Consider the following 23,651-nt stretch of genomic DNA (forward strand, 5'->3'; position numbering starts at 1 on the left):
GCAATATGGGCGCATTTTCAAATTTTGAAGAAAATGCCGGAAGTAACATTTTTGCCCCGAAGTGAATTTACAGGCTCTTAAGACTTGGAGCATTTAGTTACCGGAAGCATTTTCTTCATAAAAATAAAATGCGCCCTGCAATATTCTAATCCTCAATCTGCTTTTCATATTCCTTATTGGATACATTGTCCATTTTATCCACAATACCCTGCTTGTCAGTCTTGTTAGTATAAAAGTCTTTATAATCATGGTAGCCGCCCATATCCTGGGGAGTATCGGAAGAGCCGTATTTCATAAGGTCATTAAGAATATCCATACCCTCATGTTCATCATCTTCTTGCTTGTTTAAATACTTTCTCCCTAGAGGTGCATCGATTACCAGTTCTTCATTAGGCCGCATATTTCTTATTATTTCAGGGTCAGGCCTTTTCTCTTCTTCACATTCCAAGCATAAACGCGCATAAGGAATAACTTCCAACCTCTCCTCATCTATATTTTCCCCACAAATTTCGCAAATGCCGTAAGTCCCTTCATCAATTTTTTTCAATGCATTGCGAACCTCCTCCAACAAGTGCTCCTGGTGAACCATTAGCGCATTATTTAATTCTACCATGTATAATTCTGTACCTATATCTGCAGGATGATTGTCATAATTGGAAAGTTCTGTGGGGTAGTTAGGTTCCTGGTCGGCTGTCCTATTCTCATTCATTGTCTTAATGGCATTTTCAATATTTTGACCATGCTGCAGTAATTTTTGTTTAATGTGTTCTATATTAACCATATTATTACCTCCTAACGGATTTAAAAAGCACATCAGACTTCTAAGCCGTATGTGCATACATAATTTTTTATCATTATTTAATTTTTAATTTTATTTTATGCATTTAAATATTTATATATTTAAGTAAATTTTTCATAATAATCTTATCTTATATCTTATTTTATTATTAATAATATTATTATAATTTCTATAATTATAAGATTTTTACTGTTCCGCCATCTTTTTTACCGCTGAAATAATCCTGTTGGCTTCAAGTTCTTCAAGTTTGTAATAATCAGCCTTCATAGCTTCAGCAATTCTCTTGGCCAGTCCCAAGCAAATAAAATCGCATTCGGTATCGATGACCAGTGTCTTTATCCCTTCCGCTGCAATTCTTGATGCTGCCTTGATCGAAGCCTCGAGAGGGTTTTCTCCGTTCAGGGAAACATTTGACCTTCCATCCGAAATAAGTATCAGTATAGGTATCATATCAGGATCCTTCACTTTAACTGCCTTGATTATTTCATACCCCATTTGAAGACCGGCTGTCATGGGTGTTCTGCCTCCTGTCGGGATCTCTTTAAGCTTCTTATGCGCAAGGTCGACACTGCGCGTAATTCCCAGCAGAAGTTCAGCCGAATCCTTTCTGAAAGCTACCAGCCCTACACGGTCTCTTTTCTGATAGGCATCGTCTAAAAGAGAAAGAATGGCTCCCTTTACAGCTTTCATCCTTCTGTTGGCTCCCATGGAACCACTGGCGTCCACGATAAAAAGAAGAGTACATCCTGTCCGTCTTTCTCTCACCTTTTCCCGCAAATCACAGCTGTGAATCGCTATTGCCAGTCCGTTCCTCTCCCTTGCATTCTGAAATGGCGCCGCAGCCCTGAATGTCGCGTCAAAGGCTATATCTGCAGCCTTTCCTTTTGGGAATGCATATTTTACATACCTTCCCTGCAGCGAGTCTGTTTTGACACGGCTTCTTTTTCCGCTTCCTTTGCGCACTTTCAGGTCTTTCATTTCAGCAAGGAACGGCTTTACCTGAAAAATTTCTCCCGGCTCCTCTATGTTGTCGGTATCTTCACATGCGCCTTTCTCATCCGGGCCCCTGTCATCATCCCCGTCATCCTGCACCCGGCTCTCCTGCAGTGCGGAGTGCTCCTGCTCCCTCTGCTGTTCCTCATTCTCACATTCATGCCGTTCTTCATTCTGTTCATTAACCATATCCTGATTGTCATTATTCTCACGGTCTTCCGTCTGCTCCTTTGAAGCAGTGTTTTCAAGCTGTGGCGCATCTCTCAGCCTGTGGGGCAGGGCAAACTGCGCAGCTTCTTTTATATCCTGAAGAGTTACATATAATCTTCCCGACAGGGCGGCGATGGCCTTTGCAGTTTCCACCATGACAAGCTCCGCCCTGTGTCCAGCACAATTGGCTTCCTCCGATATTTCCGCGGCCAGCTTCAGCGCATCCTCCGATACCCTACACTTTCCGACTGCGTCCCGGGCTTTCAGGATATTATTCCTGATCCTGCATGACTCTTGTTCCCATAGTTTCAGGTATTCTTCAGGGTCCTTTTCATATTCCAGCCTTCTTTTGATGATTTCCATTCTTTCATGTAAATCCTTTGTTCCCGAAACCTCGGTAAAAAGCCCGAAGCGGTCGAGAAACTGCGGCCTCAGCTTCCCTTCTTCGGGATTCATGGTGCCTACCAGTACAAAGCAGGAGGGATGGGAGCATGAAATTCCTTCCCTTTCTACAACGTTAACCCCTGAAGCCGAAACCTCCAGGAGACAGTTGACGATATGCTCGCTTAAAAGATTTACCTCATCCACATAAAGCATATTCCCATGGGCCTTTTTTAATATGCCGGGCTCAAAGCTTTTCTTGCCGTCCTTTATTGCCCTTTCCAGATCGATACTGCCCACAAGCCGGTCCTCCGTGACATTTAAAGGAAGCTCCACCACTTCCATGTCAAGCATCAGGGCAGCCACCCCTCTCACCAGCGTGGATTTGGCAGTCCCTTTCTCTCCGCTTATCAGTACGCCTCCAATTAAAGGATTGACCACATTGAGCAACAACGCTTTTTTCACCTTATCCTGCCCAATAACTGCCGGATAAGGAAATACATATCTTTTATCCATGGCTTTCCCTCACCAGCTCCTCAATCTTTGAGAATTCCATGACCCCTTCTTCAAAAGGCTTCCTCCTCATCCTGTGGGGCAGTACCAGCGTAGCAGCCTCCAGCATATCGTCGGCAATTACTCTTTCCCTGCCGTTTAATGCGGCAATAGTTGAAGCCGTCTTTATCATCCCTATATCAGCCCTATGTCCGTCTACATCCATTTCTATGGATATCCTGGCAGCAAGCTCAAGCATATTGTCATCATACCTGACCCCTGCAAGCAGTTTCTTCGCAGCTGATATTTTTCTGCGCAGCTCCTCATTGCTCTCCTCATAAAGCCGGGCAAAGCCCTCCGGATCCTTTTCATACTCAAGCCTCCGCTTTATCACTTCCACTCTCCGTGCGGGGTTTCTTTCACCCGTAACGTCCACTACAAGCCCGAACCGGTCAAGGAGCTGGGGCCTTAAGTCACCTTCCTCGGGATTCATGGTGCCAACCAGCACAAACCTGGCCGGATGACTAAAGGATACCCCTTCCCGCTCAATGGTGTTTACACCCATGGCGGCGGAATCCAGAAGCACATCCACTACATGGTCGTCCAGCAGGTTGACTTCATCCACATAAAGAATATTCCGGTTGGCCTGGGCAAGAATGCCCGGCTCGAATCTTTTTTCCCCTTTTTTTATAGCATGCTCTATATCCAGCGTACCAACCACGCGGTCTTCGGTTGCACTGACGGGAAGGTCAACCACCCTCATCCTGCCGTAATTTGCGGAAAGCTTTTCCCCCCGGCGCACCTTTTCACTGCACTGGCTGCACATGGAAGCTATGTCGTCAGGGTCGCATCCAAACATACAGCCGGCGACCTGCTTCTTTTCGGGCAGAAGGTCCGCAAGCGCCCTCACCGTCGTTGATTTTGCCGTTCCTTTTTCCCCTCTTATAAGCACGCCTCCAAGCATCGGGTTGATTACGTTCAGCACCAGCGCCTTTTTCATGTTTTCCTGGCCTACAATTGCCGTAAACGGGTAGCATTTTTTTATTTCGTCCATACGCATCATTCTCCTTTTGTTTTTCCTGTGCATACTTTCAGCCCTGAACAGGTCATCCGCTTTTCATTACAGCCTTTACTTGGTTTACCTTGAAAAATTCATTAATGTGAATCAGTGCGCTCATGAGTCCACCTCCTTTCAGTTTCCGGTATCCCTCTCTATATCTCCTTCCAGCTCAAGGTAAACCTGCCTGAGTTCCTCAAGCTCTGCATCCGAAGCTTTCCAATAGCCCCTGCTGCTTAATTCCATCAGCCTTTCGACAATCCCAAGGTAAGCCCACCGGTTATTTTCTGCCAGCCGCTTCCTCATACCGGCATCCGACACATATTTTTCATGCAACCTGCTGTATATCCAGTTGTCTACCCTGTTCGTGGTAGCGGCAAGTCCGACCATGTTTTCAAACCGTTCTTCAATTTTTTGCACACCATGGTACTTGTGCTCCAGCATGCCGTCAATCCATTTTGGATTTAGAAGCCTTGTACGTACACCCCGGGCGATGGATTTCTCAACGCTTTCGGTCTCCATGCGCTCACCTGTGCTGTCGCTGATATAGATTTCACACCTTTTACCCTTGGCCATTTCCACAGATTTTGCAAGTCCGCCGAAAAACTCATAGTAGTGGTCAAGGTCGGTAACTTCATACTCGTGGCTGCTGCGTATCTGGGAAACAACATCCACGGCTTTGAGGTTGCTGTCCAGAAGGCCTTCCACTGCCCTGCCCCGGTAGTTTTTGCTGTAGACATGCTTAAGGCTTTTTATATACACTTCACTGATCTGCTTTTCATCCTGCCAGTTTCTAGTTTCAATCAGCTTCGTAATACCCGTGCCGTACTCCGCCTCCGCCGGTCCGAATATCCTCGCCCTTGAAAGCTCAAGCGCTTCTTCCTGTTCGTACCCTTCCTTCATCAACAGCTCGTATATCATCCTGCAGTTTTTCTTAAAGAAGTTAATCTCTTCGGGCTCATCAAGGGATGCAAGCCTTTCCAGCACATTGTTGAGGTCCCCGATAAGGTTGGGAAACATATCGCGGAAGAAGCCGCATATATTGATGACCACGTCAATCCTGGGCCTTTGCAGTTCCTCTGCCGGGATAATCTCGTATTCAGGCTCCCAGGCATTTTTCCCCTGCACCGCTTTAACGCCCAGATACGAAAGGATTTGCCCGAAGGTCTCGCCCTGGGTCCTTGATGTCTCCAGTCCCCACAAGATGACTGCAGTACTCTGAGGATAATCTCCGTGATCTTTTTTATATTGCAGGATTGTATTTTCAGCAATGCGCCTTCCTCTTTCATAGGCCGTACAGGTGGGCACAAACCTGGGGTCGAACTGGTAAAGGTTGAAGCCTGCGGGGAGCACCTCCGGATTGCGTACAATGTCTCCTGCAAGCCTGGCGGGTAGATAGCCTCCCTCCAACACTCTCAGAAGCCCGTCTATTTCATGGTTCACCATGCATTCTTTCATAAGCTTAACTCCATAGTCCAGTGTGCATTTAAGCTCCTTTATCAGATTATTGTCCTTAAGGTCAGGCAGATTTCCATTTTCGGCATAGCGCATAAATACAATATTTGCTTCAAGGTCAAGTTCCTTAAGTATTTGTACTTCATCGCATTCGAGTAGCCTGTCGTAATCCAGTTCCCTGTTTTGCGCCAGTATTCTTCGTAAAGCCTTGACCTCACCCCTGTCATAACGCAGCACAAATCCCGCATAAGCAGAAGCCTCTTCCCTGTTAAAGCCCTTTCCGAAACGGTGAAGCCCTTTCGGTATCAAGGTCCGTTTCATCCTGTACAGTTCCTTCTCAAGCTCATCCAGGTCCGCGGGCAGGTTATTCCTTGCCGCTGCCTCATGAATATGGGCCAATACCTCCGGCGACCTGGCAGGAGACGCTCTGAGCGACTCATGGTATTCATCAATCAGAGCGGATATGGCGGCGATCTCCCCATACAGCCCGCCCTCTGTAAATGCCGGCGGCTGATATCCCACAAGAACTGCATGTGAACGGCGCTTCGCAATCATTGCCTCTGCCGGATTACCGGTATAGTACAAGTAAACATGGGGAACATCCCCTACCAGCATGTCCGGGAAACACTCGCCCGACATTCCGCATTCCTTGCCCTTCAGAAATTCAAGCGTCCCATGCGTCCCCACATGAACCATCACATCCGCCTTGAATTCCTCCCTGACCCATCTGTAGAACGCCATGTACTGGTGGTGAGGAAGCAGCGTCTTGTCATGATAAGCCTTTTCAGGGTGCTCATGCACACCCCGGGTAGGCTGCAGGCCAATGAAAACATTGCCCAGCACAAGTCCCGGAATTAAAAAGGCGGTTCCGTCACTCATCACCTCTCCGGAAGGCTTGCCCCACTGCGCTTCCATGTCTGCGCGGCATGTCTTTCCCTGGAGCCAGCTTTTATAGCCTTCGACGCCATAGCGGATAAGGCCCTTATTGGAGGTCGCTTCACTCCAGCGTGGAGAATTGACAATCCCTCCCGCCGAAAAATACTCCATCAGCTGTGCGGCAGTCAGGCTTTCCGTACAGTAGCCCTCTTTCTTCAATATATTAAGAATGGCTGCCACAGATTCAAAAGTGTCAAGGAATGCGCCTCCGAAAATATTCCCTTCTCCCGGGGGATAATTGTAGCAGATGATAGCCACTCTTTTATCGCTGTTTTTCTTCTCTTTGAGCGAAAGCCAGTTTTTCACCCTGAAAGCAAGCTTTTCAGCGCGCTCGTCAATTAAGGCAAGCTCATTCAGTTCAAGGTCAAATTCCCGGGTTGTACCTCCGGATTCCATGGAGCCCACAGGATAGGTTTCAATGCACCCGTCCAGTTCGGGAAGCATGACGGATATCAAAAACTCCGACGCAGAGCTTCCCTGGGGAGAACTGAACCATTCCTCCCTTGAGCGTCTGGACATGAAAAAGGGATGCAACACCGGAACATTCAGTTTGTCCAGCAGCGCCACCCCAGCCTGCGCGTCTCCTCCCATGGGACCCGCCCCCAGGCGGAAAGACATAAAATTGACCACCAGGTCGGCTTTTCTGCCGGCTGCATTAAAAAGTATATTTTCAAGGAGCCGTATATTGTTGCCAGAAAGCCTTGTGAATGCAACGGGAAGAACATTAGCGAAATCCTTTAATTTTTCCGCAATATCCGCAACACATCCCCAGGTCCTGTTGGGGTAACTGTGGCCGTAGTATAAAAGGGCCACCACCGACTTTTCAGGGTTAATACCAAAGACATGGCGGTATTGTTCGAAGCTTTTGAAAATCTTACCGGTTGATGGGCTCGAGATGCAAAGTTCTTCAAGCTCTTTTGCTGCTCTTGGCGCGGGGACCGTCTTAATACCTCCGTAATCGCGGAGCAGCAGGTAAATAAGGCTTTCTATTTCAGCCTCGCCGGCGTTTTTCCAGTACTTGCCGATTTGCACAAGGTTCCTCATGTCGCGCGGCTTTCCGAAGGGTATAGCCTTGCCCATCTTCTCCGCCATATCCATCATTTTCTGCATGGAGGCAGCATTCATCACCCCTCTTCCAGTGTCAGCATTCCTGCCGCTCATGTCTGCATTCCTGCTGCTGCGCATGCCCACATCTCCGGCATTCAAGGAGCCCAACCTTAAAAACTCCCTTCCTCCATTGCCAATAGGTATGATATGCCCGCGGCAATGCTTAAGGGCTTCAAGCACACAGCTTGTAAGCTCCGCGGGGCTTCCCATCAGATCTGCAATAACGACGTCCGCCTCCTCCACATCCCTTTTTAGAGCATCAAGCTTGTCTTTACCAGGTCTTCTTGCCGCATTGTATAGCTTAAGTTCAAGGATGCCCGGATTTTGCCGTTGAAACCTGCTGTTAAACCTTACAAGGTCGGACAGTACCACTGTCGAAACAGATATAACCGTTAATTTCATACGCCATTCCTCCAAAAGTATTTAATTACACAACCTTCCTGGGGTAGAAAACAGGACTTCCTGAGTGGCTGTCGGTGCCCACCGAGGCTTCCACACGGAAGACCTCCCTCAGAACATCCGCATTCATCACTCTTTCCGGAGCCCCCCGGGTATAAATGCATCCTTCCTTGAGCACCAAAAGCTCGTCCGAGTATCTTGCCGCCTGGTTGATGTCATGAAGCACCATGATTACGGTAATTCCCTCGCTTCGGTTAAGACTTTGTACAAGCTCAAGTATTTCCAGTTGATGGCATATGTCGAGGTAGGTGGTGGGTTCATCCAGCAACAGCACCTGGGGCTTCTGGGCTATGGCCATTGCAAGCCATACCCGCTGCATTTCCCCGCCTGAGAGCGTGCCTGCTCTTCTCCGTGAAAAATCCCTTACCGCGGTTGTCTCCATAGCCCACTCCACTATTTCCTCATCCTCCAGGCTCATGCCTGACCACCATTCCTTGTAGGCAAACCGTCCATATGCCACCAGCTGCCTTACGGTGACATCCTGCGGGCAGTGGTGCGTCTGCGTCAGCACCGCCATTTGCCGGGCCAATTTTTTAATTGCAATAGAGGATATGTCCCGACCATTAAGCAACACCCTGCCTTTATCCGGCCTGATATTTCTTGAAAGCACCTTAAGAAAGGTGGTTTTTCCCGAGCCGTTAGGTCCGATGATTGAAACAACTGCGCCTTTGTTGATTCCGACATTCAGGCCGCTTATTACTTTCTTTTCCCTGTAGCTTACATGAATACCTTCCGCTCTGATTATTTCCATACTTATTCTCTCCTCAAAAGATATAGAAAGAAGGGCGCACCCAGGACCGCCATGACTATCCCGACCGGTATCTCAACAGGACTGAAGGCAGTCCTTGCAAAGGTGTCGCTCAGCATCACCACCGCTGCTCCCATTAGTGCGGAGGCGGGAAACAGATATTTGTAATCCGACCCTATGATTAGCCTTGCGCTGTGAGGTATAATCAGCCCTACAAAACCCAGGAGTCCCACAACCGACACGGCGCTTGCAGCCAGCATTGCGGCAACCGCCGTCATTCCAAGCCTTACTGCCTCCACGTTGAGTCCCAGCCCTCTCGCCGTATCATCACCCAGCACAAGGATATTAAGCTTTTCAGACATTATAAGTGCACTGATGATTCCCAACACAGTATAGGGCAGTACCACCCACACCTGGGGCCAGCTTCTGGCGGAAAGGCCGCCGTTCATGAACATCAGCGCGCCATGCACCCTGTCGCTGAAAAACACCATCAGGCCGGAAATTCCGGCACCCAGCAAAGCCGAAACCGCAACCCCTGCAAGAATGATCCTGACAGGCTGGATACCTCCTTTCCAGGCAAGTATATAGATTATCACAGCCGCACCCATGGCTCCTATAAATGCGAAGGGTGGCACCAGCATCTGGTATTGCGGGAACACAATCAGAATCAATATGCCTACAAGACCTGCGCCGGAGGAAATGCCTATAATACCCGGATCTGCCAGAGGGTTGCGCATCACGCCCTGGAGAATACCCCCCGAAAGCGCAAGATTGATGCCCACAAGGCCGGCCACAATGGTCCTGGGCAGTCTTACATTCCATATGACGAGTCTTTGAGGCGTTTTGTCGGTATTGACAATAGCCTCAAAAATGTCAGGAAGAGAAATCTTCATACTGCCAAGAGCATTGCTTATAAAAAAGCCCAGAACCACTACAGCGGCAAAGACCGCCAGTACCCATGCACGCCATGCTTCTTTGTCTTTAAAACTGCCTGCACTATTTGGCTGAAAACCCGCTTTACTCATTAAGACCACCATAAATCTCAGGGTATACACCCTTTGCCATATACTCTATTCCTTCTACAAAATCGGCGCCGGCATTATACAGGAAGTACTTTTGCGGAAGGAACACTATGCGGTTTTCCTTCACTGCCCTGAGTTCTTTCCACACAGGGTCATTTCCCAGTTTTTCTTCAATCACCTTCTGTGAAGAGGTGTCTTCGCTGAGCATGCTTGTTACCAGTATTACATCCGGGTCCTTCTCCACAATGGTCTCCATACTGAAGGGCGTAGTCTCACCGCCCATGCTTTCAGGCTTGCTACCTGCGGCTATATTCTCAAGCTTCAGTATCTCAGCCACATTTCCGGCAATACTGTTGGAAAGCTTTACCGATACATCCTGGGAAGTGACATACAGGATTACCACTCTGGCCGCTTTGTCAGGGAGTTTATCCACAATACTCTTCTTGTCCTTCTCCATTTTAGTGATCAATTCTTCCGCTTTTTTTTCGTTTCCAACAATACGTCCCAGCATCCTGAGCTTGTCCAGGACATCCTGGTATGTGCGCATTTCCAGCGACAGCACCTGAATGCCGCTTTGCTTCAGAGCAGGCACAACAGAGTTCTGCAGACCAAACTGTGCAATGACCAGGTCAGGCTGAAGCTCAAGGATTTTCTCAACATCCGGCTTATATACCTTGCCTATGGTAGGCAGGCTCTCCACCCCCTTCGGTACTGGGCTTCCCCCGCCAAACTCGGCTGCACAGATAGATGTTCCTCCAACAGAATACAGAAGGCCCAGAAAGGTTCCCGAAATAGCGGCAATTCTTTCTGGTTTTTTCTTCAAGGTTACGGTGTTGCCAAGCATATCGGTGATTGTGACCGGATACCCACTACCCTCCGACACGGTCTCTTTTTGGCCGGCTATCTCGTTCATGCCGCTGCTCTTCATTCCGTCTCCCATACCTTCTCCCATTGAACTTTTTGAACCGGGTTCCGTTTTTTCTTCTTTACTTATGCTTTTCATTCCATCAGTCTTATTTTCTACACTGCTTTTTTCCGTGTCTGTTTCGTTCTTGTGTCCACATGCACAGAAAGCAACTAACAAAATCAACATTACCATCATAAAAGGGAATTTTCTTCTTTTCATTAAAACCCATCCTCTCTTATATAATTTATTTAATCAAAAAAAACCTCTCAACTGGAATTGTTAAGAGGCCTTATTGCATTGAAGCTGCTTTATCATGCAATCATAACACCCCCTATCGCCCGTAGAGTATAATGGTGTATAAAAACAGGCAGGTCTTCTGGCTCAAGCGTCATCGCTCCTTCTGCCTTCCCATTTTCCCAGTGGCATTCCTGAAGAAGCTCTTCTTTTACAGCGGCGGGACCGCGCGGGACTTTCACCCGACTTCCCTTTTCACCGGCAAATATTATACTTTTCAAATACAGCCGGCACCTGTTTCTATCAATATTAAATTTTTTATGTTCTACCTGTTATATTTACTCATATCCCATTCAATCTCATGCCTCTACCCTATAGCATTGTCTCAATCCCAATGCAAAAAGTGCTATAAAATAAAACACCAACACAAGAACATTCACCAAACTTACATTTCCTCCGGCGGAAATTGCCCTCAAACCCTGGCTGCTGTGCGTCAACGGCAAGATATATATAACATGCTTCACAATAGCAGGCATGCTGTCGGGAGAGAAGAATGTCCCGCATAAAAAAGTCATCGGGGTTAATAAAAAAGTGCCAAAACGATTCATATCAGCATGGGATTGCACCACCAGCGCGGCAAAAAACCCAAGCGCCGAAAATACCAGTGAATTTAAAAACATCATTACAACAAACCAGAAGCTTATACGGATCATATTTCCGAACAACAGTGAAACCAGAAGTATGAGCGCCCCTCCATACATGCCCCGCAGCGCTCCGGCAAGAATTTTACCAAGTGTGATGCCGAAAATACTTACAGGTGCGATGATGTACTCCTGGAAAGACTTGTCATACAGCCTGTGTATGTTCAGCTGTACGGCAATCGCATTGTAACTGCTGTTCATGGTGGTAAGCGCAATAATGCCGGGTATGATAAACGCCATGTAGGACTGTCCCGCAACCTGCACTCCCCTTCCCATGCCCCATCCGAAGGCAATCATATACAATACCGGTCCGATTAGTGCACTCGATGTAATCTGGCCAAACCTTCTTTTAAAAAACACCCATTCCTCCCATAATACAGGCATCATATCCAACATCATCCTCCCACCCCGTGATTGGTAAGCTTCAAAAACAGGTCTTCAAGGTTGCTTCTGCGGACCGTCAGTCCTTCACCTACTTCCCGCGCCTCTTTTAAAGCTTCCTCCTCACTGTTGAAAAATCCGTACTGCGTTTTGCCGTCTTTAAAAACCTCCAGGACAAAGGCGCCAACCCTTTGCTTTAGTTCATCCGGCGAGCCCTGTGCAATTATTTTTCCGCAATCCATAAGCGCAACAGTGTTGCACAGTATCTCCGCTTCCTCGATATAATGGGTGGTCATCAATACTGTGAATCCCCCGTGGTTCAGGTTTTTCAGCAAATCCCATATGCTTCTCCTGCCGGAGGGGTCCAGTCCCACCGTAGGCTCATCCATGAACAATATGGAAGGTTCATGCATTAAAGCACGGATAATCATCAGTCTTCTTTTCATCCCGCCGGACATATTGTTTACAAGCTTTTTCCGATGCTCGGTAAGGCCTGAGAATTCAAGCAGCTCATCAATTTTTTGCTTACGCTTCCTCTTATCAATCTTATGCAGCATTCCATGCAGCTCGAGATTCTCTTCAGCAGTCATCTCACCTTGGAGGCTGAAATGCTGGGAAACCATGCCCATGGTTTTCTTGATTTCCCGGCGGTCGCGGTTCATGTCAAGCCCATTGATTATAATTCTTCCTTCGTCCGGCTTTAATAGCGTGGTCAGCATGCGGAAGGTGGTGGTTTTTCCTGCACCATTAGGACCAAGGAGTCCGAAGAAATCACCTCTTGCAATGGACAGACCGACTCCATCCACTGCTTTAGTACTGCCGAATTTTTTCACCACACCCTTAAGCTCAATCACATTGTCCAATTTCACTCCACCTTTCAAGCTACTATTCCGGCTGCATCGCCCTCACAGCCTTCAGGGCCTTTTGCACAAAAATATGCCGGAATGCCTCTTTTTCGCCAAGTCCGTGCATATGGATCTCCACCTCGAACCCCTCATTCTCAAGGATGGTTTCCCATGAATCCTTTCCGCCGGCCATGTCATTTCTCGCATGGTCTCCAGCTACCAGCATGAATGGCATAAGCACGATTCTTTTCATGCCGTTTTCTTTAACCTTACGCGTTATACCAGTCAGTGAGGGATACCCTTCCACATTGGCAATATAAGCGTTCAAGCCTGCTTCATCCATGAAACTCTGAAGGCAGTAATAACAGGCATTGCTGAAATGACTTGTCCCATGTCCCATAAATATGGTCACTTTTTCCTCACTATTCTCAGGAAGCTGCGTTTTCAAAGCCTCCACTACCTGGATATAGTCTTCATTATTATAAAGAAGCGGTTCTCCCAGTGATATACTTTTAAAAGCTTTGCTCTTTTCAAATTCGATGACAGCATCCTTTACTTCGTGGTACTCATGCCCGGGAAGTATGTGCAAAGGCTGTACAACTACATGGGTAAATCCCTCATTCTTTAATCTTTCAAGGGCTTCAACCGGATTATTTATAAAGATTCCATCTCTTTTTACCAGCTTTCGGATAATGAACTCCGAAGTAAATGCCCTACGAGGCTCATAGTCCGGCAAAGCTTCATAAATCAGTTTTTCAGTACCTTCTATGCAGCTTTTCAATACATCGGGATAACTGGTCCCGAAGCTTACGACAAGAACAGCATTTTTTCCCATTTAACATCATCCTTATATTCAATCATTTCTTTTTATATGCGGCCAGCCCTGAAGCACATTCATGGCTACCGCTCACAGGTATGAAATATGGGCAGTGATTATCAGGGTCACTAAATACTTTTACCTTTACATTAAAAACCTCTTCCAGAACCTTCTCGGTTACAATCTCCTCCGGCCTGCCCGTTTTATAAACACGGCCGTCCTTCAGTGCAATAATGCTCCTGGAATACCTTGCTGCCTGGTTGATATCATGGAGTACCATGACGATCGTAATACCCAACTGAGCATTCAAACTCTTAATAAGCTCCAGTACCTCGAACTGACAGCCTATATCAAGGAATGTGGTTGGTTCGTCCAATAGGAGGACTTCGGGTTGCTGGGCAAGTGCAAGAGCAAGCCAGGCCCTTTGCCGTTCCCCCCCTGAAAGCGTGGATACCAGACGGTGCTGCAGGCAGTCGATGTGGGTTGCCGAAATAGCCCAATCGATAATTTCAAAATCCTTTGGTTTAAACCGGCCCGTCAATCCAAGATATGGCTGCCTGCCATAACTTACGAGGTCCCTGACTGTAAAATCTTCCGGGATCCTTGGAGACTGTGGGAGCATTGCCAATTTCCTCGCAACTGCCCTCGTATCCTGCTTAAAAATACATTTACCATCAAGATATACTACTCCCTTCAATGGACGCAGGTTCCTAGATAAAGTTTTCAAGAGAGTAGACTTTCCCGAGCCATTAATACCAATAATGGTTACCATATCGCCTTTTTTTATTTCCAGTCCTAGTCCCTCTATAATCAGATTATTTCCATATCCTATAAAAAGTGTTTCAGCTTTTAGCATTTCTCCTGACACCTCCTCTCAAGAGATACAGGAAAAATGGCGCACCTAAAGCTGCCATAATAATTCCTACAGGTATTTCGAGCGGGTCCATAGCCACACGCGCAATAGTATCGCAGGCCATTAATAACATAGCCCCTGACAAGGCAGTTGCGGGAAAGAGATAGCGGTGGTCCGAGCCGATAATCAGCCGTGTCATGTGAGGAACAATCAAACCGACAAAGCCTAAAAGCCCTACAATACTTACAGCGCTTGCGGCAAGTAGAGATGCCAGAGCAATAAAGCACATCCTTGTCCTTTCCACCTTCAGTCCCAGGCTTGTGGCCACTTCATCACCCAGCATCAGTATATTCAGCTTCTGTGAGAGGATAAGCGCAATGCTAAGTCCCGCAACAGTATATGGCCACAGAATATTGAAATGCTTCCACGTCTTTGCCGCTAATCCTCCCACCATAAACGATACCACTCCATGCACACGGTCCGGGAAAAAAATCATCAACGCATTGATCCCCGCATTTAAGAAGGCGGAAACAGCTATACCTGAAAGTATAAGGCGTAGGGGATTAATCCCGTTCTTCCAAGCAAGAAGGTAAATTAGCAATGTCGTAGCCAGTGCTCCAAAAAATGCAAACGGAGGCACCAGGTGGTAGTAGTTTGGAAGCAGTACCAGGATAATCACTGCGGCAAGCCCTGCTCCGGAGGATACGCCAATAATGCTCGGGGAAGCCAAGGGATTCCCCATAATCCCCTGTAGGATAGCTCCCGAAAGCGAAAGGCAGATTCCAACCAGCCCAGCAACAAGCGTCCTGGGCAAGCGGATATTCCGGATAATTTGACGGTTAATGCTTTCCTCCGGATGGAAAATAGCTTTCACAACTTCTCCTGCAGAAATGCGCAAGGCACCAAAACTTACACTCAAAACCAAAGACAGTATGCAAAGAGCAAACAAAACTATAAGGACTGTTAACCTGTAGACAAGTTTTTCCCTGATCTTCTTTTTTCCTTCCTCTACGTAAAAAAGCTTTTCTTTTGCGTTTTTCATTTATTTCTCATACACTCCCGGATACAATATTTTTGCAAGATTTTCAACTGCCTCGGGATATCTTGCATTAGGCTTGTAAATGTAAAGATCCTTGGGCAGGTAGTGTACATTGTCTTCCTTTACAGCTCTTAAGGCCGCCCAGGCCTGGTTTGATTCTATATCCTCCTTTATCCTGGCTTTTGCTTTTTCTACGTCTCCCATGGTGGTAATCAGGATGATGTCAGGATCTCTTTCTACAATTCTTTCCATGCTGAATTCGACCTTTGTATCCTCCTTGACAGGAGAATCCTTGACAATATTGTCCGCACCCAGCATATTGACCATATCCCCCACCAATCCCGACGGAAGCTCGCACTTAACGGATGTTGAAGAAGCAAATAATATCAGGACTTTGGGTTTCTTCTGCGAAGAAACCTTCTTTATTGTGTTGTTTACTTTATCTTTTATTGCGGCAACTTCTGTTTTAAAAATATCCTCCCTGCCGGTAAGCCTGGTGAAAAGATCCAAGTAGTTTATAAAATCATCATAAACCATATAGTTTACATACAGGTATTTTATTCGGTTTTGTTCAAAAATATCCTTCAGTTCCCTGTGTGCTGCCATTGTAGAGGTCATAATAACCAAGTCGGGTTCAAGTGCTATAATTCTCTCAATATTAGGACTTCCCACATTGCCGACTTGTTCGATTCCTTCTGCCTCCGGCGGTACATTTTCCGTGCCGGAAACCCTTGCTATTGCAGTCCCTCCCGCCATATACCACAAATCTAGAATAGAGTTCATCAATATAACAACCCTCTGCGGCTTTTTGTCCAGGGTTACTTCGTTGTCAAGCGGGTCGACTAAGGTAATTTGAGTTTCAGTTTCATTTTTTATAAACTTCGGCCTATCCTGTGTAATCGGTCCCGGCTTATCAACTTCAACTGGTTTTTGTTCATCAATGTTAGGTTTATCCGACTCTACGGTAGAACCTTCTTTCCCTTTATTGTCTACCTTAACTGCTATACATCCCGATAAAAATACAGACAATAAAAAACTCACTGCTACAATAAATAGTAAGTACCTCGCAAATTTTTTCATGTAAATACGCCTCCTATTTTTACTTATATTTTTTTACTCATATTTGATATATTTAATAAAATACCTTATAGCTAACCCCCTCACTTCAATCTTCTCTTCCTAATTTTCACTGCGGTTCTCACTGCATTTTGTCACTATCATCGAAACGCCATGCTGCACCTTGGAACTTTTTTGCTCAATAATCTGAATTACAACTCTCTTCTACTCCTCCGCCAAGCTTATATCCCCTGGGAGTTATCATTTTTGAATTTTTTACATAGGTTTGTGAATTCCCTACAATGACCGTCGAAAACATATCTATATCATGCTCCAGCATTTTTTCAAGGGTGGTTATGACTGAGGCTTCACCCTGTCTTCCTGCATTCCATACAATTCCTACCGGGGTAGAGGCCGGCCTGTACTTCAGCAGTTCATCCCTGGCAATGGCGATATACTCCGTTCTACTTTTGCTTCTTGGATTATAAAAGCAAAGGACAAAATCTGAAGCTGCAGCGCTTTGAATCCGCCTGTAAATAAGCTCCCACGGTGTCAGGTAGTCACTTAAGCTAATAACCGCAAAATCATGCATGAGCGGCGCACCCAAAACAGCAGCAGCTGCACTTGCCGCCGTAATACCGGGTATGACCTCTACCGGGATGGAACTGTTCTCCCGGTTGGCAATTTCCAGCATCAATCCGGCCATCCCATAAATCCCGCTATCCCCACTGCTTACGAGTGCTATAGTATAATCTTCCAGTGCTTTTTTAAGCGCCAGCTTGCACCTCTCTACCTCTCCGCCCATTCCGGTGCTTATCAGCTGCTTTTGTGGAAAGTATTTTTTAATCAAGTCGATATATGTATAATAGCCGATGATATAGTCACACTTTATTAAGGCATCTATGGCCCGGGGCGTCATTTCAGCCATCCCGCCCGGCCCCATTCCCACAACATAAATCTTTTTCATATGGTATAACTCCTCTCTTCCTCCGCCAAAGCAAGTGTAATTCCGTCATAGACTGTTTTGGAACATACAAGCCTTGCATTTTCACCTGCCAGTACAGCACAGGATTCCGCTATATTTCCGACACCAGTCACTTTTCTTACAAATTCGGATGTCTTGAATTTCTCCTCTATCGGCTTTATTCTTTCTGCCGGGTAAGTTACGAATTCAATGCCTCTATCCTTACAGAAATCGATAATTCCTGTCTCCCGAGCCTTCAGGCCAATAGAGGCAACTCTTCGTACCGACAAAATGCTTTTTCCATTCCTTTGCAAAAAATTCACTACAGCTGACTCTATCTCTTCCCTGGTTTTTCCTTTCTTACAACCTATGCCAAGAATCAAGTTCTTTGGACGAAGTATAAGCACCTTTTCAGCGACAACCGGCATATCCGTCCTGTTTGACAGAGCAACAGCCATCTTGCAGAACTGTCCTGCCTCATATTTCACAATATTGGGAGGAAGAATACCTCTCAAATTGCAATCGGTGTATAAGCTAACGCTTCCTCCGTCCACCAATTCCGAGCTGATATACTTCAAACAACTTATGTTTTCTATGGTGCAGCCATTCTCCCTGGCAAATACATCAAAAGCAATAACATTATTAATATCCGTTGCCGTAGTAATAACCGGAATCCCTCCGGTAACTGCGGAAACTTTTTCTGCCAGCTTATTTGCTCCACCCATATGTCCCGAAAGAAGACTTATGGAAAAACGTCCCATTTCATCCACTACTACTACCGCCGGATCATCCATCTTGCTTTTTAAATAAGGCGATATGCTTCTCACTACAATACCGCAAGCCATAATAAATACAAGCCCTTCATACAATGGAAAAATCTTTTTTACCAGCTTCCCAAAATCCGTTGCAAAAGGGTGTATCAACACCATATCGCCGTTCAGTACGCATTTATTAATAAGCTCATTCTTGATATAAACATCCGTATTAAGAGCATATCCTATTTTCAAAGCTAATTCTGAGCCCTTACGCGTAAGGGCAATTACTGCAGTTTTCATGCAACTTCACTCCTTATTTTAGCTCTCTGATGATTTTATCCGCTTTTTCATCCATATACAGCAGCCTGTTTTCTTCATTAAACAGGACAGTTCCCACAAAAACCTTTCCATGGGTATAGTCAATACACCTCCTTGATGCATTTTCCGTAATTCTTTCATAAACTTTACCTAAACCTTTGGTATCGATCACGAATGCAGCTTCACCAGTGGTTTTACAAGCATAAATTTTACGTATCACTTCGGTTGAGGCCCCTTCAAGCCCCGCATATGCGGCAAGTATCTCCATCCGGGCATCGGCCATCCTGCTGTGGGTGTGGAATATACCTCCAGCTACCTTCACAAGCTTTCCCAGGTGGCCTACCACAAGAATACTCTCAATACGGCAGTCTACAGCTTTATCAAGCATGAAGCCAATGAAATTGCTTATCTTCATAACCCTGTCCTTTTGTATTCCGAGTTCATTGACTGCAAAATCCTCGCCATAATTTCCAAAGGTAAATACACAGGAACTAAAACCCTTGTTCCTCAGCACATTTAACTCTAGTGCCAGGGCTTCTTTCCAGGCCTCTTCCGACATAGGCTCCACAATTCCTTTTGTTCCAATTATTGAGATACCTCCTATAATCCCCAGCTTAGGGTTGTATGTTTTTTTTGCCACTTCTTCTCCTCCGGGTACCCTTAACGTTATGATAGCTCCTTTACCAGGAGGAAGTACTTGCGCTACAGCTTCACGTATCATCTGCATTGGAACAGGGTTAATAGCAGGTTTGCCTACCTCTACCTTTAACCCGGGAAGCGTAACCGTCCCGATGCCCTCTCCGGCTCTTATCTCAACGATTTCGTCCATAGTGAGTTCAGCCTTTGCAAATATTTTAAGCCCGGAAGTCACATCCGGATCATCCCCTCCATCCTTTACCACCGAACATTCGGCAAAACCATCCTCCAGCAGCACATCAGCTAACGGAATCTCCAACCTGATGCCTGCCGGTGTGTCAATGCTGATTTTTTCAAGGATTTTGCCTGTCACAAGCACTGTTACTGCGGCCTTTGCAGCTGCTGCCGCACATGTCCCTGTTGTATAACCTTTCTTAAGTTTCCTGCCTGCAATCATTACATACTCATTCATTGTTATCCTCTTCCTTTAGAGCCATATACATCAGCGAATTAACAATAGCAACAGCTACATTGCTTCCGCCCTTACGCCCTTCAGAGATTATGAATGGAACGTCGCACTGCTTAAAAAGTTGCTTTGATTCCACTACATTCACAAAACCTACCGGTACTCCTATTACAAGCTCAGGTTTTGTGACCCCATCGCGGATCATATCGTACAGTCTGATCAACGCTGTGGGAGCATTTCCTATAACAAATATCTTGTTTTTTGAATTAGTCGAAGCCTTTTCCATGGATACGGCGGCCCTAGTCGTCCCCCGCTGTACAGCCTCTTTTGCAACTTCCTCATCATCCATAAAACATGTAATATGAGCTCCTAGCCTGGTGAGAGCCTTCTTGTTGATACCAGCCTCTGCCATCTTGGTGTCAGTAACAATGCCGCATCCGGATTTGAGTGCTTGTAAGCCTTTTTCAACAGCATTTTCACTAAATTTTAAAATATCCACGTAGTCAAGATCGGCAGTGGTATGAATCACCCTTTTAATAATAGGCTCATGTAAGGGTTCAATGCTTCTGCCTTCTAAAAGTTGCGAAATGATTTCAAAACTTTTATTCTCTATTTCTACAGGTTTTAATATGAAATTGTAATCCGTCATGGTTTGTCCCCCCTATTTTGTGTAATAGCAATAGGAAGGCTTGCAGATAATTCTCACCATGAAAACAAATGCTTCTAGAAAAGTAGTTTTGAACTGAAAAACCCTTCTCTCCTACATGGACAGAAGGGTACACTTTCTTACAATACACGTACTGCATTTACCATTCATCTCCCTATCGCTCGTAGGTTTAACAATGAATTTGCTGCAAGCAGGTCTTCTGGCTCAAGGCTCATCGTCATCCCCACCTTCCCGGTTTCCCAGTGGTTTTTTTGAGGACTTCTCCCCTCATACAGCGGCGGGACCGCACGGGAATCTCACCCGTTTCCCTATTATGCCGGTTACATACCGGCCACTTGCTGCTCATTTAATTTATTCAATTATATTAAAATTATAATTGTGGTTATTTTATCATTAACAGCATTATTATGCTATAAATATTTCAAGATATTTTGTAATTTTTTATTCAATGCTATCAATTTATAACCCAAAATTTTTACCCATCTGATAAATAAGCACTAGCTGTTGCTGTGTTCCTACTGTAGTTGTTTGAACTAAACTCAGTGCCTTTTCCATGCCTTTTCCATCAATTCATGGATTCCCCGGCCCTTTCTGGCAGAGGTTGGAACGATAGACATCCCAAGACATTCTTCCAGCAGCGGTATGTCGATCTTGTATAGCCTTTTCTTTTCCTCTTTTTATGTTTATAAGATGCAAATTAGTTATATGTTAATTTTTCAGTTTGCGTTTCATCTCATGACTGAAGTCAGGAGCGTTCGCGCAAACAAATTATAAAATTTATTATTAAATTTATTCTTAATTCATCCTTGATTTTTAAATAAATTTAAGGTTTAATGATTATTGTACACTGAATTCTTATGTTATAATATATAACCTTAAGCTTAATATTAAATTATTTGATTAGCTTTAATTAATTATTTAACTTGATTAATAAATCTTTTACTTAGGAGGTATATTATGGAATTAAGAGCAGATATCGGCGTATTTGGAGGTTCAGGATTTTATTCTTTCCTGGAAAATGTAGAAGAAGTAAAAATTGAGACTCCTTATGGCAGTCCAAGTGACAGCATTGCCCTGGCAAATTATGAAGGTAAAAAGATAGCTTTCTTGCCCAGACATGGTAAAAACCACCAATATCCTCCCCATATGATACCTTACAGGGCAAACCTCTACGCAATGAAGCAACTAGGTGTTAAGAAAATAATTGCACCTACTGCGGCAGGAAGTTTGCAGCCACATATTAAGCCGGGTGATTTTGTTGTTTCCGACCAGTTTGTTGACAGGACAACGGGACGCAAAGACACTTTTTACGACGGTCCTGAAACAAAACACATAAGTTCGGCTTATCCTTATTGTCCTGAATTAAGAAAAATTGCAATTGAAACAGGGAAAAAATTAGGAATTACCATCCACGAAAAAGGAACTGTTGTTGTAATTCAAGGGCCCAGATTTTCCACTGTTGCAGAAAGCCGCTGGTTTAGCAAAATGGGCTGGGAAGTAATAAATATGACCCAGTATCCGGAATGTTACCTGGCAAAAGAATTAGGTATATGCTATGCAAATATAGCATTGATAACCGATTATGATGCCGGTCTTGAAGGACGGGACGATATAAAGCCGGTAACCCATGACGAGGTCTTAAAAGTATTTAATGCAAGTATTGAAAATGTGAAAAAAATGCTTTTTGAAATGATTAAAAGTATTGATTTGGCCTATTGTAATTGTCATTGCAGTGATGTATAATCTTTAAGGAGGTAGGTTATGAAACCTCTGGAATATAAACAGGGAATCTTAAAACTGATTGATCAGACAAAGCTTCCCCGGGAAGTCATCTGGGTAGAGTGCAAAACTTATAATGATGTTGCACAGGCAATCAAAGACATGATTATAAGAGGTGCACCCGCTATTGGTGTATCTGCTGCCTATGGGATAGCAATAGGCTCACAGGCTATTGATACAAATTCTAAAGATATTTTTTTCAATGAACTTGAAAAAATCTGCGATGTAATAAAAAACACCCGCCCTACTGCAGTAAATTTATTTTGGGCTGTAGAAAGAATATACAATAAAGCTATCTCAAATATAGATAAATCAATAAGTGAAATTAAGGACATTATTTTGAATGAAGCATTCCTAATGGAACTGGAGGATATTGAAACAAATAAAAAAATAGGTTGCCATGGAAATCGCTTAATTAAGTACGGGTGGACAATCTTAACCCATTGTAATGCCGGTGCCCTTGCTACTAGTGACTATGGTACAGCCCTTGGTGTTATCAGAGCAGCCCATGAATCAGGCAAAAACATACAGGTATTTGCAGATGAAACCAGGCCTTACCTACAAGGTTCAAGATTGACCGCATGGGAATTAATGGAAGATGGTATTCCCGTTACCCTTATATGTGACAATATGGCAGGCCATTTCATGAAAGAGGGTTTTATTGATTGTGTAATAGTCGGTGCAGACCGGATAGCAGTGAACGGGGATACGGCAAATAAGATAGGTACTTATTCACTGTCCGTCCTTGCTAAAGAAAACAATATACCCTTTTATATTGCAGCTCCCGTTTCAACAATTGATTTCTCAATTGAAAGTGGAGACAAAATCCCTATAGAGGAAAGAAAAATTGAGGAGGTAACCCATATAAAAGGGATACCTATTGCTCCCGAAGGAGTCAGGGTTAGAAACCCTGCTTTTGACGTTACACCCAATAAATACATCACAGCTATAATAACTGAAAAAGGTGTAATTTATCCGCCTTACAATATAAATTTGCTAAAACTAAGGCCATAACGTATGAAAGCTAAGGCATACGAAGGCTAAGGAAATTCCTTAGTATAGTCTTTCCATACGGTGTTAATACAGATTCCGGATGGAATTGGATCCCATAAATGTGATAACGACAGCAACTGATATACCTGCATTTGAAGGAAAACCCGGCCCGGGAGAAATTACTATGTGGGTTGGTTTTTTATACATTATTTCAGAGGAGAGCCATTGCCTTATTTAAAGATTCTTCATACTCTTTTTCTGGTACCGAATCAGCTACTATACCGGCCCCGGCCTGGACATAGGCCATGCCGTCTTGAAAGAGAATAGTTCTGATTTTTATACGAATTTCATAAAGTTATTCTCCTTTCCAAATTTTAAATTGCCGGTATTTTTCTGAAGGAATCACTTTTCTACCGACGCCATTTTTTCCAAAAGCTTGGAACAAAGCAGCAGTGCTCTTGGTAGATGGAAAGGCCCTTTCCACATGGAACCCTTCAATGTATTCGATACCGAACCATCCCTGTGGAGATATCCATACCATTCCCCATATATTTTATCATCAAAATGATTAAAAGACCAAT

At 44.9% G+C, this 23,651-nt stretch carries 22 protein-coding genes, 1 pseudogene and 2 riboswitches; of the genes and pseudogenes, 2 read left to right on the forward strand and 21 right to left on the reverse strand.

Annotation, left to right across the window (positions count from 1 at the left end; translation table 11 throughout):
• Window positions 1–145 precede the first annotated feature (145 nt).
• The 18 genes from HPY74_11975 to HPY74_12060 form a co-directional block, all read right to left on the reverse strand.
• Window positions 146–781, reverse strand: coding sequence for a TraR/DksA C4-type zinc finger protein (locus HPY74_11975; protein NSW91368.1), 636 nt, complete (start codon window positions 779–781; stop codon window positions 146–148).
• A 204-nt stretch (window positions 782–985) separates the two neighbouring features.
• Complete coding sequence (locus HPY74_11980) at window positions 986–2,899, reverse strand: magnesium chelatase subunit D family protein (GenBank protein NSW91369.1); 1,914 nt, start codon at window positions 2,897–2,899, stop codon at window positions 986–988.
• Window positions 2,892–3,929 carry an ATP-binding protein gene (locus HPY74_11985; GenBank protein NSW91370.1) on the reverse strand — a complete coding sequence of 346 codons (1,038 nt, stop codon included), beginning with the start codon at window positions 3,927–3,929 and terminating at the stop codon, window positions 2,892–2,894. The genes HPY74_11980 and HPY74_11985 overlap by 8 nt, the downstream gene beginning before the upstream one ends.
• 138 nt (window positions 3,930–4,067) lie before the next feature.
• Window positions 4,068–7,832: a magnesium chelatase subunit H gene (gene bchH / locus HPY74_11990; GenBank protein NSW91371.1), complete on the reverse strand. Its 3,765-nt coding sequence runs from the start codon at window positions 7,830–7,832 to the stop codon at window positions 4,068–4,070.
• A 25-nt stretch (window positions 7,833–7,857) separates the two neighbouring features.
• A complete protein-coding gene (locus tag HPY74_11995) occupies window positions 7,858–8,640 on the reverse strand; it encodes an ABC transporter ATP-binding protein (protein NSW91372.1) in 783 nt (260 codons plus the stop codon).
• Window positions 8,641–8,642: 2 nt separating this feature from the next.
• Entirely contained in the window at window positions 8,643–9,662 is a 1,020-nt protein-coding gene (locus HPY74_12000) for an iron ABC transporter permease (protein ID NSW91373.1), read from the reverse strand.
• A complete protein-coding gene (locus HPY74_12005) occupies window positions 9,655–10,785 on the reverse strand; it encodes an ABC transporter substrate-binding protein (GenBank protein NSW91374.1) in 1,131 nt (376 codons plus the stop codon). Before HPY74_12005 ends, HPY74_12000 begins: the two co-directional genes overlap by 8 nt.
• Before the next feature lie 129 nt (window positions 10,786–10,914).
• A riboswitch (cobalamin riboswitch) is annotated at window positions 10,915–11,113 on the reverse strand.
• A 46-nt stretch (window positions 11,114–11,159) separates the two neighbouring features.
• Window positions 11,160–11,894, reverse strand: coding sequence for an ABC transporter permease (locus tag HPY74_12010; protein NSW91375.1), 735 nt, complete (start codon window positions 11,892–11,894; stop codon window positions 11,160–11,162).
• 2 nt (window positions 11,895–11,896) lie between these two features.
• Complete coding sequence (locus HPY74_12015; GenBank protein NSW91376.1) at window positions 11,897–12,736, reverse strand: ABC transporter ATP-binding protein; 840 nt, start codon at window positions 12,734–12,736, stop codon at window positions 11,897–11,899.
• Between the two features lie 31 nt (window positions 12,737–12,767).
• A complete protein-coding gene (locus HPY74_12020) occupies window positions 12,768–13,562 on the reverse strand; it encodes a sirohydrochlorin cobaltochelatase (GenBank protein ID NSW91377.1) in 795 nt (264 codons plus the stop codon).
• Between the two features lie 22 nt (window positions 13,563–13,584).
• A complete protein-coding gene (locus HPY74_12025; protein ID NSW91378.1) occupies window positions 13,585–14,400 on the reverse strand; it encodes an ABC transporter ATP-binding protein in 816 nt (271 codons plus the stop codon).
• On the reverse strand, window positions 14,387–15,439 hold the full coding sequence (locus tag HPY74_12030; protein ID NSW91379.1) for an iron ABC transporter permease: 1,053 nt from the start codon (window positions 15,437–15,439) through the stop codon (window positions 14,387–14,389). The genes HPY74_12025 and HPY74_12030 overlap by 14 nt, the downstream gene beginning before the upstream one ends.
• Complete coding sequence (locus HPY74_12035) at window positions 15,440–16,516, reverse strand: ABC transporter substrate-binding protein (protein NSW91380.1); 1,077 nt, start codon at window positions 16,514–16,516, stop codon at window positions 15,440–15,442.
• A gap of 175 nt (window positions 16,517–16,691) precedes the next feature.
• Window positions 16,692–17,459 carry a precorrin-3B C(17)-methyltransferase gene (gene cobJ / locus HPY74_12040; protein NSW91381.1) on the reverse strand — a complete coding sequence of 256 codons (768 nt, stop codon included), beginning with the start codon at window positions 17,457–17,459 and terminating at the stop codon, window positions 16,692–16,694.
• Window positions 17,456–18,511 carry a cobalt-precorrin 5A hydrolase gene (gene cbiG / locus HPY74_12045; protein NSW91382.1) on the reverse strand — a complete coding sequence of 352 codons (1,056 nt, stop codon included), beginning with the start codon at window positions 18,509–18,511 and terminating at the stop codon, window positions 17,456–17,458. The genes cobJ and cbiG overlap by 4 nt, the downstream gene beginning before the upstream one ends.
• A 13-nt stretch (window positions 18,512–18,524) precedes the next feature.
• Complete coding sequence (cbiD, locus tag HPY74_12050; protein NSW91383.1) at window positions 18,525–19,637, reverse strand: cobalamin biosynthesis protein CbiD; 1,113 nt, start codon at window positions 19,635–19,637, stop codon at window positions 18,525–18,527.
• On the reverse strand, window positions 19,630–20,280 hold the full coding sequence (locus HPY74_12055; GenBank protein NSW91384.1) for a precorrin-8X methylmutase: 651 nt from the start codon (window positions 20,278–20,280) through the stop codon (window positions 19,630–19,632). The genes cbiD and HPY74_12055 overlap by 8 nt, the downstream gene beginning before the upstream one ends.
• Window positions 20,281–20,469: 189 nt before the next feature.
• A riboswitch (cobalamin riboswitch) is annotated at window positions 20,470–20,652 on the reverse strand.
• Window positions 20,653–20,837: 185 nt separating this feature from the next.
• Window positions 20,838–20,948 carry a hypothetical protein gene (locus HPY74_12060; protein NSW91385.1) on the reverse strand — a complete coding sequence of 37 codons (111 nt, stop codon included), beginning with the start codon at window positions 20,946–20,948 and terminating at the stop codon, window positions 20,838–20,840.
• 307 nt (window positions 20,949–21,255) lie between these two features.
• On the opposite strand from HPY74_12060, the gene HPY74_12065 reads away from it, so the two are divergent.
• Window positions 21,256–22,041, forward strand: coding sequence for an S-methyl-5'-thioadenosine phosphorylase (locus tag HPY74_12065; GenBank protein ID NSW91386.1), 786 nt, complete (start codon window positions 21,256–21,258; stop codon window positions 22,039–22,041).
• Window positions 22,042–22,059: 18 nt separating this feature from the next.
• Window positions 22,060–23,091: an S-methyl-5-thioribose-1-phosphate isomerase gene (mtnA, locus tag HPY74_12070; GenBank protein NSW91387.1), complete on the forward strand. Its 1,032-nt coding sequence runs from the start codon at window positions 22,060–22,062 to the stop codon at window positions 23,089–23,091.
• Between the two features lie 10 nt (window positions 23,092–23,101).
• On the opposite strand, the gene HPY74_12075 is transcribed toward mtnA, so the two are convergent.
• The 3 genes and pseudogenes from HPY74_12075 to HPY74_12085 all read right to left on the reverse strand — a co-directional run.
• Window positions 23,102–23,212, reverse strand: a complete 111-nt coding sequence (locus HPY74_12075) for a hypothetical protein (GenBank protein ID NSW91388.1) — start codon at window positions 23,210–23,212, stop codon at window positions 23,102–23,104.
• A 69-nt stretch (window positions 23,213–23,281) separates the two neighbouring features.
• A pseudogene (locus HPY74_12080) lies at window positions 23,282–23,410 on the reverse strand (chorismate-binding protein).
• Window positions 23,411–23,472: 62 nt separating this feature from the next.
• On the reverse strand, window positions 23,473–23,651 hold a 179-nt coding region (locus HPY74_12085), incomplete at its 5' end, for an N-acylglucosamine 2-epimerase (GenBank protein ID NSW91389.1).

Source organism: Bacillota bacterium, from assembly GCA_013314855.1.
Lineage (GTDB): Bacteria > Bacillota > Clostridia > Acetivibrionales > DUMC01 > Ch48.